Annotated in this window: 9 protein-coding genes; 1 reads left to right on the plus strand and 8 read right to left on the minus strand. The window is 35.7% G+C overall.

The annotated features are described in order from the left end of the window. Nucleotides 1-595 precede the first annotated feature (595 nt). From TDE_RS09570 to TDE_RS09600, 8 genes are all read right to left on the minus strand, one after another. Nucleotides 596-1,558: a lipoprotein gene (locus TDE_RS09570; protein ID WP_002679787.1), complete on the minus strand. Its 963-nt coding sequence runs from the start codon at nucleotides 1,556-1,558 to the stop codon at nucleotides 596-598. A gap of 183 nt (nucleotides 1,559-1,741) precedes the next feature. Beyond that, nucleotides 1,742-5,164, minus strand: coding sequence for an RHS repeat-associated core domain-containing protein (locus tag TDE_RS09575; RefSeq protein WP_010957128.1), 3,423 nt, complete (start codon nucleotides 5,162-5,164; stop codon nucleotides 1,742-1,744). Continuing rightward, nucleotides 5,165-5,767 (minus strand): hypothetical protein, encoded by a 603-nt coding sequence (locus TDE_RS09580; protein WP_002674857.1) that lies wholly within the window; start codon nucleotides 5,765-5,767, stop codon nucleotides 5,165-5,167. Continuing rightward, on the minus strand, nucleotides 5,764-10,230 hold the full coding sequence (locus TDE_RS09585) for an RHS repeat domain-containing protein (protein ID WP_010957129.1): 4,467 nt from the start codon (nucleotides 10,228-10,230) through the stop codon (nucleotides 5,764-5,766). The genes TDE_RS09580 and TDE_RS09585 overlap by 4 nt, the downstream gene beginning before the upstream one ends. Nucleotides 10,231-10,512: 282 nt before the next feature. After that, nucleotides 10,513-11,622: a tetratricopeptide repeat protein gene (locus tag TDE_RS09590; protein ID WP_002679796.1), complete on the minus strand. Its 1,110-nt coding sequence runs from the start codon at nucleotides 11,620-11,622 to the stop codon at nucleotides 10,513-10,515. After that, on the minus strand, nucleotides 11,619-12,029 hold the full coding sequence (locus TDE_RS13295; RefSeq protein ID WP_010957130.1) for a hypothetical protein: 411 nt from the start codon (nucleotides 12,027-12,029) through the stop codon (nucleotides 11,619-11,621). The genes TDE_RS09590 and TDE_RS13295 overlap by 4 nt, the downstream gene beginning before the upstream one ends. Before the next feature lie 53 nt (nucleotides 12,030-12,082). After that, nucleotides 12,083-12,448 (minus strand): hypothetical protein, encoded by a 366-nt coding sequence (locus tag TDE_RS13300; RefSeq protein WP_010957131.1) that lies wholly within the window; start codon nucleotides 12,446-12,448, stop codon nucleotides 12,083-12,085. Nucleotides 12,449-12,499: 51 nt separating this feature from the next. Continuing rightward, on the minus strand, nucleotides 12,500-13,510 hold the full coding sequence (locus TDE_RS09600; RefSeq protein WP_002679805.1) for a hypothetical protein: 1,011 nt from the start codon (nucleotides 13,508-13,510) through the stop codon (nucleotides 12,500-12,502). 380 nt (nucleotides 13,511-13,890) lie between these two features. Here TDE_RS09600 and TDE_RS09605 point away from each other — a divergent pair, with 380 nt between their 5' ends. Next, nucleotides 13,891-17,997 (plus strand): FlgD immunoglobulin-like domain containing protein, encoded by a 4,107-nt coding sequence (locus tag TDE_RS09605; RefSeq protein ID WP_164920602.1) that lies wholly within the window; start codon nucleotides 13,891-13,893, stop codon nucleotides 17,995-17,997. The last annotated feature ends 37 nt before the right edge of the window (nucleotides 17,998-18,034 follow it).

Here is an 18,034-nt window from a genome sequence, read left to right on the forward strand (position 1 = left end):
ATTTTATTAATAGTATTTATAAATAACTCATCATTCCTCTATTATTCGTAAATAAAAAAATGTACAAAAGGCAGCTGAAACTATTCCTAAACCGACAAAACTCCACATATATCTATTAAAACCGGTCGTATTAAAAATAATAAATAAATATACAAGTAAATATATAAACCCTAAAACAAGCATAAAAATTTGGAGCCCAAAAGTATTTTTTATATAATTAAACAAAGTCTTTTTACCGAAAATAAGCATTCCAAAATGTATCAACAGCATCCATGAATATATGCGTAACATAAATAACATATCATCCATTTTATATTTATTTATTATTGCATAAATAATTAAATAAATATAAGTAACTGATAAATAAATAAACAGCATATAAATATATTTTTTTGAGCGAGTCATTTACATTATCTCCTTAATCGTTTTTAACATTTCTTGTTTGATATCATCAGGAATTGTATCAATATTTTTAATACTATCAATAAGCAGTTAAATAATTTACATCAATAAATTTTCTATTCAAGAAAATTTTTTTTCATTTATTTATCTATTCTAAAATACTTAATATTGTTTTTTAGATAATATTAGGTATTTATTTATAATATTTTATTTCACGGATAATAGTATCTGTAAAATCAGTATTATCTCCATGAAATATTTGCATCTCTATCCAATTTCCAAATTTGTCGTATCTGATAAATTTATACCGTGATTTTGATTTTCCAAATACATTTATGCATCGCACCAACTCACCTTTTTCATATTCCATTTTTATAGATTCATATCCTACTCCTGCATGAGAAATTCCTATCTCGGATAAAAAAGTATTATTAGCATATTTAAATATCCATTTTTTATCAGGAGTATTAATTTTTGTGATTTGATTATTTTCAAAATAAAATTCATTGTCATTAAAAAAATAAATATTTTCTTTTTTACCTGATCTAACTATATTTATTTCTCTCTTATCTCCATTTTTATCAGCTTTATATATTTTTGCTTCTAATATATTATCTGATTGTTTTACCGGAGCGTACTCAATAACTATCATACTCGTAAGTTTCTTAACATAAGAGTCTTCATAGATTTCTATCTTTTCTATAGGACGATTATATTTATCATATTTGATACTCTCATATATATATCCGGCAACCGTCTTTCTTTTTTCATATATATAATTACCGTAATAATCATAATGTCTTTCAAAAATAAATTCTCGCTTACCTAAATTTTCCAATTTAGGTATTTCCCCTGAACTCTCACCATATTTTTCATAATCAGATATAGCCTCTCTCAGTGCCCATTCACTTTTTATAACATATACAAAAATAGACTCAGGTTTTTTTGTAAGATAAGCTAAATCATACGGAATTAAATCATTATTTTTTAATTCTTTTATTAGAAAGCCACGGTCATAAATATCATCATCCTTTTTTGAATCTAGGTTTATATTATTTAAAATCTTACTATTATCTAATTCATTGTTTTCTCTTTTTGTACATGAAACCAAAAGAACCAACATAAAAATAAAAATCATATTCCTTAACATTTTCATTATTTAGTCTCCCATAAAAACTTTTTGCAGGAAGCCTCAGCTTCCGAAAAAAGTTTTTTCCGTGCTTTTGCAACGAAGTGAAAAAGCACATATAATAATGCGACGTTTGCCGAAAGGCAAACTCGGCAGATAAATAGAGAGGCACCATTTGTGCCGAACTGTTTATCATACCTCCTTAATAAGTTATTCGGGTAAAAATGGAACAGTTTTTACCTTTTCTATCTTAAATATATCAATACGGATTATAGCTGAAGAATCCGTTATGATATCATTAACAACCGTTGACGGTAAATATCCTTTTTCTGAGGTGTTATTAATTTTGATGGTATAATTATCTTCAGTATCCACAATAATTCCATCAGAATTCATGTTGACAGTATGGCCTCCATACTTATTTGAAACTCTAATGGTAATAGCATATAAGTCTTCTGATTTGCTTAGTTTTTCCAATTCGCTACCATATTCATTTAAGCTAATATTATTTAATGATTTATAAAATGACATTTTATATTCACTTAGAATAGATATGGAATTTACTAATTTGGAAGCAGTAGGAGAGTTAAATATTAAATTTTTGTTATTTCCATCATAAATATCCTTCTTAAGAGCCAATGAATTAGCGTTTTGTAATGTACGTTCACCAATAGCACTTATCGCATTTGCAATTCTAGTATATGCTGTTAAAACACAGCCATGTGAAGCAATTGTAGTATTACCCTTACCTAAGGGATCTTCTTCTCCGTTTTCTTGAACCAAAGTCGTACTAACATCCAGTATTTTTTCTCCATTCGGATCCACATACTTCACCGGGTTATTCCCCGCATAATGATAAACATGTAAATTTACCGTGTTGTATATACCTCCCATTCCGGGCAGGTTCTCGTTGTGTTTTTTAGCTTCGTCATTTACCGGAGCTTGCGGAATATACTCACCTAACGCAGGATCTCCACTCAACCATCTCGAATATTTCGGGTCTAAATACCTCGCACCATAATAGTACAGTCCAGTCTCTTCATCCAGTTCCTTGCCGGTAAACCTAAACGGTAACTTATCTATCCCCGGTGCAGTCTCTTCAATCCAGAGTTCTCCGTAAGGCGTGTATTCTATGTGTTCATACTGCTCTCCTTTAGCATTTGTTATAAACTGTGCACTTTGCAGATGATCTGCATGATAATAATATCTTTTTTCTGTCTGCTCGGTTGTGTCGCCGTGGTTGTCTGCGTGCGTCATTGCAGTTACTAATCTTGAGTTTCCGACAAAGATGTGTTTGCTTACTCGTAATCCATGTTCGTGATTAGGTTCATGGGCAACTTGGTGTACGGAGTAAAAGTTATTGAAATAAAGAGTTTCGCTATTACTCTGTTGAGTAAACTTTAAGGCTCTCTGTCCGTCATCTCCGTAGCGGTATATTACGGTGTTTAACTTATCGTCTGATTTTATCAATAGGTTGCGTTCATTCCATGTATAATCTCTTCTGTAGCCTCCTGTAGGTGTAGTACTTGTTGTGCCTCCGCTTTCTAGGTTTGCAGGGTCATCTTCAGGGGGTTCTAGGTCAAAGCCGTAATCTACTCCGTATACGTCATGTTCTGCAAAGTAGGAATAGGTAAAGGTAAGCTCTTCTTTGTCGCTGAACTTTCCGTCTTTTTCTGCAGTGATGTTGCCGTTGGCGTCGTAGCGATAGTATCGGGTTCCGGCTCTTATTAAGCGGTGTGCATATTTACTGTCATACTCATAATCCAGTTCATAGTTTAGTTTTGTGTCATCCGTAGTTCCTATTGAGCCTCCGGGAAGGTTTGTGGTGCTGCTCTTATTCGTCATGTTCCCTATTATGTCGAAGGCAAAGGTTTGTCTGTATTTATTTGTGTATAAGGGATTTGAAGGATGCGGGTTATCGGGGTTAGGGTTTATTCCTCCGTATTGTTTGTGCGTGCCTTCGGCTTTTATAAGTTGGTACAAATTGTCATAACTGTAGCTTTGACTTGTTTCATATTTGCTTGAAGTATTTATATAGCCTTCTACATTCCCTACTGCATCAAAGTTATAGTTTATTTTTTGGAATACCAAATTCTTATCTTTGTTTTCTGTCTTTATGTCTTTTAGCCAACGCCGTGCAGGGTCGTAAGTATATCTTGTTTCTACTCCGTTTCCGTATTTGATGTAGACTCTCTGACCGTGTTCATCGTATAAGATATTGTCTACATACCTATAGGTTTCTATTCCTTTTTTACCTATAACTCCTTTTAATTGTCCGCCCTTGTCGTAGTTGTAAGTCAGCACTTCTCCGTCAGGGTAGCTTATGCTTTGCATTCGGCCTAAGTAATCGGCTTCATAGTTAAACACGGCAGTTACGGGTTTTTGAAATTCTCTGCCCCTCTTTATTGTCCGTGTTTCTACCTTTACCTCGTTTAGTAGGCCGTAGCTGTACATTGTCTCTCCCGTTTCATCTTTTTTGCGGATTACCTCTCCCGCTCCTTTTTCTCCCGCTGCTCCGTATTCATATTCTACATCTTCACTAAAAGGATAGTCTATTTTTATTATTCTGTCCAGTCCGTCGTATTCATATTTTATTGACGCTAATTTTGATCTTAATACGGAGTCGTTTTCATACTCAAGTCTTCCTTTATCGTCATAGTTCCATTCTTTTCTTCCCATATCAAGGCTTTCTAAACTTATGCGCCTTCCGAGCATGTCATAGTTTACTGCCAATAAGTTGTCTTTAGCGTCGTAGGCTTTTAACATTTCTCCTAATACCGAATATTCGTATCGGGCTTTGGTTAGTAAGGTATTGTTTTTATCACGTCTTTCTACTTCTTTTATGTTTCCTCTTATATCTTTTTTACTGATGTTTATGTTTTCTTTAGGGTCGGTTGTTTTTGTTATTTGTAAGGAAGAATCTATCAAGTATTCATTACGCTGTATGTTTCCGTCGGGAAGGGTTGTTTTTATTACGCGGCCTAGTCCGTCATATTCATAACTTGTAGGATGTTTTAATTCGTTTAATTTTTCATATAAAAGGATTTGGCTTGAGCTTCCGCTTAATTCATTTTGTATATCTCCTCCATAGAACACAGGCTGTCCTTCTCCTTTTTTTCTTCCGTCTTCATCATAATAAACCGCTCCCGAAACATTCCAGCCTGTTTGGGTTTGGTAATCGGTTCCGTCTATGTATACTTCTCCTTCTTTGGCTGTGTAGTTTATGCGTCCTAGACCGTCGTGGATTACCTCTTTTGAAAATATGCGGGCATCTCCTGCGTCGCTACGCAAAAATAAATGCTCGACGTATACCCGATACGCCTCCGCTTTATTTTTACTAGGCTCCTTGTATCTGCTCCACCTATTTTCAAAAGTCCTGTCAGTGGGACTGTTTAATAATAACTTTCTTTTGGCGGACTGCCAGTATTTGTGTACCATCAATACACTATAAAAGTACACAAATACCGACACCGCGCTTTTCAGGGCTACGCTATCGCTTCGGTATCTTTCCGCAGAAATTACTGCGGAAAGATGTACAGCAAAAGCAATTTTTATAAATTGCTTTTGCTCCCTTGCAATCGCTGTCCGAGAAAAGAGATAGTTTGGTTGTATACGACAATAACTAATCTTCATTTATTCTCTTAATTTATTTAAATCTATATATCCTGATTCGTCAAATAATTGCTCAGAACAATATTCATTTTTCCAATAAACATTACGCAAATCATATACAGTAATATCGCATTTTTTTTCCGTTTTTAAAATTTCATATTTTTCATAATCGATATTGTAAAAGAATACAACTTTCACAGATGTTATTTTTCTATATTCGGTCTCATTATTGTAACATCGTGGAATATGGATAATAATATTTTTACACCCTGAAAATTCTACGAGGTTATATTTAATGCCGTTTCTAGGAATTACAATATAATATTTTAAATATTCATATATCTCATCATAAAACCAATTTGTCAGTATCAGTTGGTAGCTATTATCTTCATTCTTTTTATATATACAGATGTAGTTTCTTTGACTTGCACCGAAAGGGGTGATGTATTGATCATTTTCCATCTGTATATCGTATTCTGAAACTTTAATTTTTTTATCAGTCTCAAGATATATATCGATAAAAACATCTTTCTGTGTCTGATATATTTTCTCAATAGATATTGATTGAGAAAATAAAACCTGCAAACCAGCTGAACAAAAAATAAATATAAACAATCTTTTCATTTTCTTATCCTAAAAAATAAACCTGTTAAATCCGCTTCTTCAGATTTAAGAGATCTAGATACACCTTTCCAACCAAGTTCTTCTCTAATTTTTCTTTCTATTTTCATAATATCAGTTTTACTATTATATCCAGGAATACCCATATCACAAATTGCATGTCCCAACACTTCGTGAATAAACCCTAATTCATCAGCTTCAGAAGGAGTACAATTAAATGTATTATTTAAATAATCGATAGCAGCTTGTGTAGTAGGTACATCAATCATATACACCCCTACTGTATTACCAGGTTCACCCGAAACACGTCTGGCAAATCCAAGTTCTCCATAAGCATCAGGAAGCAATTCTTGAATTTTTTCAGGACTTGCAGGCAAAACATAGGTAGTCTTACTAGAGGCTATCCCTGCTATTAAAATATCACGTGCAGTTTGTGAATATTTACCGGAGGCTTTACTTGAAGAATCAAATTTTAGTTTATTATTTTCAAAATAAAATCCTGTACCAGCAACATTGATAATATTCTCTAAAAGTTTTGCTTCTTGAGATGGATCAAGATTTTCAATTTCTCTTCCATCTGGATCGGTATACTTCACCGGATTATTCCCGGCATAATGATACACATGTAAGTTTATCGTGTTGTATATGCCTCCCATACCTGGCAAATTTTCATTATGCTTTTTCGCCTCATCGTCAATGGGTGCTTTAGGTATGTAATCGTTTAGTGCCGGATCCCCACTAAGCCATCTACTATACTTTGGGTCAAGATACCGTGCACCGTAATAATATAATCCCGTTTCCTCATCCATCTCTTTCCCCGTAAACCTGAACGGTAATTTATCAATACCCGGTGCAGTCTCTTCAATCCAGAGTTCTCCGTAAGGCGTGTATTCTATGTGTTCATACTGCTCTCCTTTAGCATTTGTTATAAACTGTGCACTCTGCAAATGGTCTGCGTGGTAGTAGTAACGCTTTTCAGTTTGTTCCGTTGTGTCTCCATTATTATCCGCGTGCGTCATAGCGGTTACTAATCTTGAGTTTCCGACAAAAATGTGTTTGCTCACTCGTAATCCATGTTCGTGATTAGGTTCATGGGCAACTTGGTGTACCGAATAAAAGTTATTAAAATACAATGTCTCGCTATTACTCTGTTGAGTAAACTTTAAGGCTCTCTGTCCGTCATCGCCGTAGCGGTATATTACGGTGTTTAACTTATCGTCTGATTTTATCAATAGGTTGCGTTCATTCCATGTATAATCTCTTCTGTAGCCTCCTGTAGGTGTAGTACTTGTTGTGCCTCCGCTTTCTAGGTTTGCAGGGTCATCTTCAGGGGGTTCTAGGTCAAAGCCGTAGTCTACGCCGTATACGTCATGTTCTGCAAAGTAGGAGTAGGTAAAGGTAAGCTCTTCTTTGTCGCTGAACTTTCCGTCTTTTTCTGCAGTGATGTTGCCGTTGGCGTCGTAGCGATAGTATCGGGTTCCGGCTCTTATTAAGCGGTGGGCGTATTTACTGTCATACTCATAATCCAGTTCATAGTTTAGTTTTGTGTCATCCGTAGTTCCTATTGAGCCTCCGGGAAGGTTTGTGGTGCTGCTCTTATTCGTCATGTTCCCTATTATGTCGAAGGCAAAGGTTTGTCTGTATTTATTTGTGTATAAGGGATTTGAAGGATGCGGGTTATCGGGGTTAGGGTTTATTCCTCCGTATTGTTTGTGCGTGCCTTCGGCTTTTATAAGTTGGTACAAATTGTCATAACTGTAGCTTTGACTTGTTTCATATTTGCTTGAAGTATTTATATAGCCTTCTACATTCCCTACTGCATCAAAGTTATAGTTTATTTTTTGGAATACCAAATTCTTATCTTTGTTTTCTGTCTTTATGTCTTTTAGCCAACGCCGTGCAGGGTCGTAAGTATATCTTGTTTCTACTCCGTTTCCGTATTTGATGTAGACTCTCTGACCGTGTTCATCGTATAAGATATTGTCTACATACCTATAGGTTTCTATTCCTTTTTTACCTATAACTCCTTTTAATTGTCCGCCCTTGTCGTAGTTGTAAGTCAGCACTTCTCCGTCAGGGTAGCTTATGCTTTGCATTCGGCCTAAGTAATCGGCTTCATAGTTAAACACGGCAGTTACGGGTTTTTGAAATTCTCTTCCCCTCTTTATTGTCCGTGTTTCTACCTTTACCTCGTTTAGTAGGCCGTAGCTGTACATTGTCTCTCCCGTTTCATCTTTTTTGCGGATTACTTCTCCCGCTCCTTTTTCTCCCGCTGCTCCGTATTCATATTCTACATCTTCACTAAAAGGATAGTCTATTTTTATTATTCTGTCCAGTCCGTCGTATTCATATTTTATTGAAGCTAATTTTGAGCGCAGGACTGAATCCGTCTCATATTCCAATCGGCCTTTATCGTCATAGTTCCATTCTTTTCTTCCCATATCAAGGCTTTCTAAGCTTATACGCCGTCCAAGCATGTCATAGTTTACTGCCAATAAGTTGTCTTTAGCATCATAGGCTTTTAACATTTCTCCTAATACCGAATATTCGTATCGGGCTTTGGTTAGTAAGGTATTGTTTTTATCACGTCTTTCTACTTCTTTTATGTTTCCTCTTATATCTTTTTTACTGATGTTTATGTTTTCTTTAGGGTCTATTGTTTTTGTTATTTGTAAGGAAGCGTCTATCGAGTATTCCGTTTTTTGACTGTTTCCGTCGGGAAGGGTTGTTTTTATTACGCGGCCTAGTCCGTCATATTCATAGCTTGTAGGGTGTTTTAATTCGTTTAATTTTTCATATAAAAGGATTTGACTTGAGCTTCCGCTTAATTCATTTTGTATATCTCCTCCATAGAACACGGGCTGTCCTTCTCCTTTTTTTCTTCCGTCTTCATCATAATAAACCGCTCCCGAAACATTCCAGCCTGTTTGGGTTTGGTAATCGGTTCCGTCTATGTATACTTCTCCTTCTTTGGCTGTGTAGTTTATTCTTCCCAGACCGTCGTGGGTTACGATTGTACGCATTACTGCTTTATCTTCTTTTCTTGTGCTTATTTTGTTTTCAGTTACGGTGTACCAAAAGGAGTCTTTTGGAGTAAAATATGTATATTTTGCGTAAGGGGTTTTGTCTGTGTCGTAGGGACTTCGTACCTCTGTTACTCTTCCAAAGCCGTCATATTTATAAGTCATGGTGTTGTTTGCACTGTCCGTTTCCTTTAACTTTACGCCTAAGACGCTGTCCCATTCTATAGTGCTTGTGTAAGTTTGATCTCCTTTTGCGCTTACTTCTTTTATTTCAATCGGGTATATGCCGTCTAAGTATTTGTACTCAATTCTTTTTCCGGTGGGGGCGGTTATGACTCTTATTGCTCCTTCTTTTGTCCATTCGATTTCGGTTTTTAAGTATTTGCCTCCTTCATAAAACTCGTTTAATTGAGTTAAGGCTCCCGTCTTACTGTCATAGCTTCCTTCTCTTTTGCGTAGGAGTTTATTATTTGTATCTTTTACTTCTATTTTTTCAGGGTGTGCTTTAAAGTAGGTTTCTTCACTTCCTCCCTTCCAGTAAGTTATTTCTGCCGTTATGTCGTCATTTGCCTTTGTTACGTCTCCTTCATCATAGAGCTTTGTAACGTTGCCGTATTTATCGTATACATAGCGTTTTGAAGTTTTTAGGTAACTATAGGGGCTATCTTTTTCTCTTTGAATTACTTCTTCTTTTATTATTCTCGCATGGGGAGATGTATCTACTTCTATTTCTTTTTCGTTATAGGTAAATCCTCCGTATATGGTTTTACTTTTTTTTACCATGCCTTTTCTATAATACTTGTCGTTGTAATATTCGGTTTCTTGTACGGTTCCGCCCTCGCTTCTTTTTGTTACCTTGGCAAAGCCGTAGAATTCCTTTGTTTCTCTATCATAGTAGCCGTCTTCGTAAGAGTAATAGGTGGTATACTCTTGTTCTTTTGAAAATATGCGGGCATCTCCTGCGTCGCACGGCAAAAAAGTGTCCTCGACGTATACCCGATACGCCTGCGGTACTTTTTTGCCTAACTCCTTGTATCTGCTCCACCTATTTTCAAAAGTCCTGTCAGTAAGGTTTTTCAGTAATGAGTTTCTTTTGGCGGACTGCTCAATTTTGTTTTTTAGCATTACGAAGAAAACAAAATTGAGCACCGCGCTTTTCGCTCCAATCTTTTTGCTGTATTTGTTTTCACGGGCAAGGCTCTTCCCTCCGGTCAGAGCTTGCTTTTTGATTACACAAACCGCAAAAAGGATTTCTGCTTCAATCGCTGTCCGAGAAGTTAAACTATCTTGTTGTTTTAATAAATTCCTATTTTTCATTTTTTCCATTTCTTTACTGGTTACCTTAAAGTTTTTTTTACCACCCACCATATGAATATAAATTAACAAAATACATACCAAAAATACAAATACAATCAAAAAAAGAAGGTAAATTTTCCATTTCATCTCTCATTCTTGTTTTTTAAATCTTAAAATATCCATAACAAAATCATTAGCAATAGCTCGGGGTTATACCACATTGTCTAAAAAAGTTTTATTTCTACATATATACACCGTTTCTTTTTCCTTTATTTTATTATATACCAATAATTTATTATCTTTGAGCCTTATTACATAAAATTTATTTTCTATATTTTATTTGCACAAATTCATTGTTTATCTATCCAACCTTCTGCACATAATTAGACAATAAGTATAAATCATTTACAAAAAACATATTAACCTCAATTATTTTTTTTTACTATTATAAACTACTTCACAGTCATTTGCAAGCTTTAAAAACATACCTTTTTGATATTCATCCTTCGTCTGTTCAGACAGACTTCGATAAATTTTTGCTTTTACTTGATAAAAATCATAATAATCAGGAAATAAATTTATACCTTCTTCTAAACAATCAATGGCCTCATTCAATTCATTTTTTGAGTATAAAGCGACGGCTTTATTATAAAATACTACTTCATTACTGCCGCCTAAATTTATAGCCATATCCAAATCTTTTATCGAATTATCATAATTTTTCAATATAAAATAAATACTACCTCTCCATGTATAAGCCTCAGCATCAGTATTATTAATCTTAATATATTTATTAAAAGCATTTATTGCATTATCATATTCTTTTAAAGCATAACAAGAAAGGCCTATATGAAAATAAATATCGTTGGAACGATATTTTAACTTCAAGGCTTTATAATAATCGGATAATGCACTATTATAATCTTTTATCGTTTCATAAAACAAACCTCGTGAAAAATAAGCATCGGAATCCCTCGGGTTTAATTTTAATGCTTGTGTATAATTTAAAATAGCATTGTCATAATCTTTCAGACGATAAAATATCTCTCCTCTATTTTTAAAATGCAAAGAATCCTTCGGGTCTAATTTTATTGCACTATTAATATCACAAAGTGCTTTCTCGAAATCACCAAATTCTAAATAACAAGACGATCTATTGTTATAAGCTCTAGGATCATTGGGAATTAATTCTATCACTCTAGAAAAATCTACAATAGCTTCATTATATTTCATCATTGCATAAAAAATAAGACCTCGCAGTAAAATAGATTCTTCATAATTAGGATTTATTTTTAATGATCTGTTTATATCATGTATTGCTAAATCATAATAGCCGGATAAGCTGTAATAATAACCTCGCACATAATAGAGTTTATAATTATTGGGGTCTTTCTCAATTTGTCTTTCATATTTACTAAGATTCATTTGATATATAATAAAACTATCTTTCTCCGTTATTTCACTATTTGGAATAGAATTACAAGAAATAAACTCATACAAAACAATTGGCACTAAAATAACAAAAATTATTTTTTTCATTGCATATTCTCCTTATCATTATTTTCAAATATTTTAAATTCAGGTATGTTCATCTCAGTTTCTTTTATATCCGGTGTTTTTACACCGATTCTTTTCTTTTCCCAATCAATAAAAAATTTTAATTTATTATTAATTGGAATTTTCAACACTTTATATTTTTCATAAATAAATTTTACAAATTTAATAAATGCTTTTCCATAATCAATAGGATGCATCCATGATGCTTTAAAATACATCCACATTCCTTGAAATATTCCTTCATCTTGCAAGCCTTCTAACTTTGCAAAAATTGAAACAAGTAAATCATCAATAAAAAACCATTTTCCATCCGGATCGGTATACTTAATCGGGTTATTCCCCGCATAATGATAAACATGTAAATTTACCGTGTTGTATATACCTCCCATACCCGGCAAGTTCTCGTTGTGTTTCTTCGCTTCATCATTTATCGGAGCTGTGGTTAGGGAAGGAAAGACACTTTTGTCAGATAAAAGTTTCTTCCCTCCCCTACAACCCTCCTATCTTCAAAACTGCTGCTTAAGGGCTCTGCCCTTAAGAATCCCGAAGGTTCCTTATAACTTTTATTATTGCATAAGATATAAAAATAAACAAGTATCGGCACCGCGCTTGCTTCGAAGCTGCGCCTATCGGCTTGCTGCACCAATACCGCTCCAATCTTTTTACTGCATCTCTCTTCACAGGCAAGGCTCTTTCCTCCGGTCAGAGCTTGCTTTTTGCTTAAACGCACCGCAAAAAGGATTTCCGCTTCAATCGCTGTCCGAGAGAGATAGTTAGGTTGTGAATAAATACAAAGTTTTGTTTTCATATTCTAAACCAATCTGATAGAAATTCAAGTTTAATTAAACACATAAAATTTTTAAAATCCACTCAATAAAGTTCTAGTAAACATTAGTACAGCTGCTATAAATATAAGGGATAAAACGAATAATTTCACAAAAAACCAAGTCGACTTTTTCCCCAGATAATAAGCATATCTCCAGTCTAAGTAAACTTTTGGAAGCATACACCCTATACCAAGAGTTTCGATAAAAATAGTATATAAAAAAACATCTTCTTTGCCTATTTTTACTATCATAGGTGAAACACAAAGAAGAACACAACCAATGTAAAAAAAGACATCTGTTATTTTCATATTCATGTATTTTTTTTCTTTGTTTAAGTTAATGACATATCCCATATATATAATTAAAAGAATTGTATATATGTAATTATATATATAAAACCTTTTTAAAAATATTAAAACAATTTCTTTCACGCGTATTAACTTAATTGCAATATAATATTCAGCACCTGAAATCGTTTGTGCTAATTGTGAATTGTACCAGCCTCTTTCAGTGATCTCAGTAGGAACTGAATCTATAACAACTGCTTCTTTCTTCAATGGTACAAAACTTATCGAGTTTTTTGGCTTATTAAAATACGAATCTATCCACAAGAAAAGTATAATATTCATTATGACATAAATAGTTATAATAAAAATAATTTTTATTTTTTGCTTTCGAGTAAAATCTTTTATTTTATTTATATAAGTATATAGTAAAAAAACAAAAAAAGTAAAATTCGGGATAAAAAACACTATTAAAGTTGCCATAAGAATTTTTCTTACTTTTTTCATATTCAAACCAAATTCAAATTCTGAACCATTAATACTTAAAGTATAATTTTTATCATACTTTCCAAGCATTTGAAGAACAGGCTCTATTTTCAATATGGATATATCACTGTCATTTACAGGAATATATAACTTACTTGAGTATCCTGGTAAAATACGTAAAAACACTATAAGCATAATAACAAAATTAAACACTAAATAAACTGTAATTAAAAAAATATATTTTTTTCTCTCTTTAAATTTTTCATAGATCATATTATTCCAACCTCTCTACTTTTATTGGCAGCCCACCATATATATCAATATTATACCATAATTATTTACTTAGGTATATACTTAAAATTACAGCAACTAAAAAACCACTAAGCATAACAACAAAATTTTTCCAACCATCCATAATTTTCTCTCCTATATGCGGTACAACATATTCCCTTAATTATTATAACAGTTTTTGACTCATATATCCATAAAAAAAATAAGTTTTTGCCGATATATAAGAGATAAAGGGACCTCGAAAAACTTCAGCTTTTCTAGGTCTTTCTTGATTTTAATTTGCTTAAAAGGTAATTTAAGTAACACTTTACCTATAAAAATGTTTTACTGGGCAGTTATAGTTGCTTTTAAAGGAGCTCAATATGATTTTTTTAAAATTCGGTTTAAAAGCGAAAGTTTTTTTTGTTTTATGTTTTTTTATGATAGGATCGGCGGTTTTTGCCTATGATCCCATGCCCGGAGGGGAAGAAAAGCCCGCGCTGCAATCCCCCTCGGTTGCCGGAGGACAAGTCTCTGTTACGGGAGGGCCTTTCGGGGACACGGTGCCTGGCAGCCTTGCCGTAAACCCTGCTTTAGGCGGGGCAGAACAAAGGCCTATTCTCGATGTTTCCTATTTTTTAATTGCGGGCCTCAGCGAAGAAAAAGGCTTGGGTCATGCAGTCAATGCAGGCCTCCTCTACCCCTTTAGATGGGGAAACCTTGCAGGAAGCCTTCACTTTTTAAATTCGGAATTTAATTCCTTAAAACTTGGAACGATGGGAGGCTTACGCTTTTCATATTCAAAGGATTTAACCGATAAATTTTTAATAGGTGTCGGAGCCTACGCCGATATCGGAAAGGACTGGGGACTCGGGCTCGATATCGGAGCTCTTTATATGTTCGGAGACCTCGGATTTTTAAAAAACTCCAAGCTGGGCGTTTCGATAACGGGACTCGGCAAAACCTATAACCCAAAAGCGACAGGCATAAAGGGCGGAGCTTCAAGCGGCAGTCCTGCAATACTCACTCCGAGGCTAGGCTTTGCTTCAACCTTGGTAGATATTGACGGCTTTCAACTCGGAATGCACGCAGATCTCTCGGCTCCCTTTTTCCAAAATCTTATTTTTAATACGGGACTTCACATGCTCATGGCCGATATGATATCCTTTAAAACGGGCTTTGTCATCAACACGCTTGAAGCAATTAATAAAAAACAAACATTTATCCCCTCCTTCAACATAGGAGTAAATATAAAGATTAAATCTAAAGGGGCAGATGATTCCTTTTTAAAGAAAAACGGCTGGGAAGAAAACGAAATCCGCCCCGAGTTTGCAGCAAAACCATTCCATAACGGAATTTGGGCATTCGGCGGAGGTGTAAATGTTCACTTCGGTCTAAAGGACAACGAAGGGCCTAAGATACAAGCCGAAATGCCCGAAAACGGCACACTGTACTTTTCTCCCAATAATGACGGAGAAAACGATGCAATGGAAATCCCCTTAAAAATTACCGACAAAAGATATATAACGGCTTGGAGCTGCGAAATAAAGGATGAAAAAGGAAACACTGTCCGCACAATTTCGAACAAAACTCCTTTACGCGAAATGAAAGACGCAGCCTCATTTTTTAAACTCTTAGGAAAATCCAAAGAAGGCGTTGAAGTGCCGGATACCCTTCGTTGGGACGGACGCACCGATTCGGGAGAAATAGCCCCCGACGGAAAATACAGCTTTGTAATAAGAGCCGAAGACGATAATAAAAATAAATCGGAATCTCAAGTTTACACAGCCTATGTGGATAAAACTCCTCCCGCTCTTACATTTAATAAACCTCAAAACCAAGAAGCCCTCATCTTCAGTCCTGACGGGGACGGAAACAAGGATGTCTTTGTTTTCGACAATAAGGGTTCAAATGAAGACCTTTGGACGGCAAGCATAAGCGATGCCCAAGGCAAGGTCGTAAAAAAAATAGAGGTTAAAAATAATGAACTTACTCCTTTAAGCTGGGACGGAAAAGACGATTCGGGAATTTTTGTGCCCGACGGAGTTTACAGCTATAAAATCGAATCTACCGACAGGGCAAAAAATAAAACCGTATCAAGCCTTTCAAACATCATTGTAGATACCTACAAGCCCTCGATCAACATAAGTATAGATAAAAATGCCTTTTCGCCGGTAAGCAGCTCAAACAATAAGATAAGCTTTATTCCTTCTATTCCGATTACCAAGGGACTTGAAGAATGGAAGATTGAAGTAAAAAATCAAACAGGTGCAACCGTAAAAACATATATGGGAAGCCCCTCAAAGATAGAAACCAAAAGTTTTGACGGAAAGGACGAAACTGGGAAGCTCTTGCCTGAGGGTACATACAAGGCCTTTATTTCCGCAAGGTATATAAACGGGCATAAGCCTTCAACTCAAACGCCCTCTTTTAACTTGGACATTACACCGCCCAAGGCTGAAGCAAGTACAAACCAAAAACTATTTTCTCCCGACGGCGACGGAGAACTGGACAGCATTATCTTTACTCACAAGGAAGAAAAACCCGGCAGATGGACGGCGGAAATCTATAAAGCCTCAAGCGGAAATGCAATCAGCGGTACGCCTATTTTTACAAGCAGCCTTGGGGACAAGCTGCCTCCTCAATTTGAATGGAACGGAAGAAAGACCGACGGCAGCTTTGCCGAAGACGGTAAGTACATCTATGTATTAAGAGGAATTGATGAGGCTCAAAACGAAGCCCTCTCCAATCCCGTGCTTGTAGAGCTCAATACCGAAAAAGCGGATATAATTCTCCAATCAAATTATACGGCCTTTTCTCCCAATAATGACGGGGTAAAGGACAGCATGGAATTCTATCCTGTAGTAAAATCAAAAACAGCTGTCAGCTCATTTACTCTTAACATTAAGGACTCAAAGGGCAAACTTGTTAAAGCCTACAAGGGCAATACTCCTCCAAAGAAAATAACTTGGAACGGAGAACTTGATAAAATTTCCTCTTCAGAAAAAAATGGAACAGCCTCTGAAGGCGTTCCTGACGGAATATACTCTGCGGAATTTGAAGTAGAGCTTGCAAACAAAAACAAGGCAAAATCAATTATTTCATCGATAACGATAGACACCGTTTATCCTGAAATTCAAATTTCCGCTCCCTATTTGGCCTTTTCTCCCGTTGAAGGAAACAACAAGCCAAACCTTCCCATAGGTCAAATTTCTTCTTCCGAAAAAGAATGGGTAGGACGCTTTGTCGATTCTAAAAATAAAACTGTAAAAACCCTAAAATGGAAAAACAAGGCAGATAATTTTATATGGGAAGCAGATGACGATAAGGGCAATAAGGCCCCCGATGAAAAGTATACCTATGTCGTAGAGGCTGAAGACGAGGCAGGAAACAAGACCGTTCAAAAACTTGAAGGAATCATCGTGGACCGCCGTCAAGCCAAGGGTTATATAACCGCCGAACACAAGGTATTTTCTCCTACAGGTAACGGAATAAAAGATGTTCAAAATATTTCGGTGCTTACAAATATTGATGCCGAAATAGACAACTGGAATATTCAGATTTCGGATGTGGAAAGCGGTAAGGTTTTTGCCGAATGGACTTCCAAAAAGGACGGAAAACTTCTTAAAAAACTTGTATGGGACGGCAAGAGCGGAAACTCAAAGGCTCCCGACGGCAGGTATATGGCAACTATGTACATAGAGTACAAAAAAGGCGATATCGTAACAGCCTTTACCGAAGACTTTATCCTTTCAACTCAGGCGCCTAAGATCGGCGTAAGCACAAAGCCTAAATATTTCAGCCCCGATAATGACGGAACCGATGATGACCTCTACATAAGCCTAAAAGCCGATTCAAAGGCCGGCATCGAAAACTGGAAGTTTGAAATCACCGAACCGGAAGAAAACGGCGGAAAGCTTTTCTGGAAAACCGGCGGAAAAGAAAAGATAACTAATGAACTTATCTGGGACGGCCGCTCTCTTTCAGGAGAAACTGTACAGTCTGCAACGGATTATCCTTTTACCTTTACGGTAACCGACAAGGTAGGCCTCACCTCGGTTTACAGGGGTTACATTCCGGTAGATATTCTTGTTATCAGGGACGGGGATAAACTTAAAATAGCCGTACCTTCGATTATATTTAGGGCAAATGCAGCCGACTTTGAAGGCCTCGATAAGGCCATCGTCGATAAGAATAAAAGTATTTTAAAACGTATTGCCGTTATCCTCAATAAATTCCCGGAATATCAAGTTCAGGTTGAAGGACATGCCAATACTACGACAGGTACTGAAAAAGAAGAAACAACAGCCCTCCTCCCCCTATCAAAACAAAGGGCAGAGGCTGTCCGTCAATTCCTTATAAAGGAAGGCCTTAAAAGCTCCCGTCTTTCTTCTATAGGAATGGGAAGCTCCAAACCCGTTGCCTCTCTTAATGACAGGGACAATTGGTGGAAAAACCGCCGAGTCGAATTTATTTTGATTAAGCAGTAAAACTTAAGACTTTTTAAGTAAAACAAAAGGCTGTTCC

Origin of the sequence: Treponema denticola ATCC 35405 (assembly GCF_000008185.1) — a bacterium.
Classification (GTDB): Bacteria; Spirochaetota; Spirochaetia; order Treponematales; family Treponemataceae; genus Treponema_B; species Treponema_B denticola.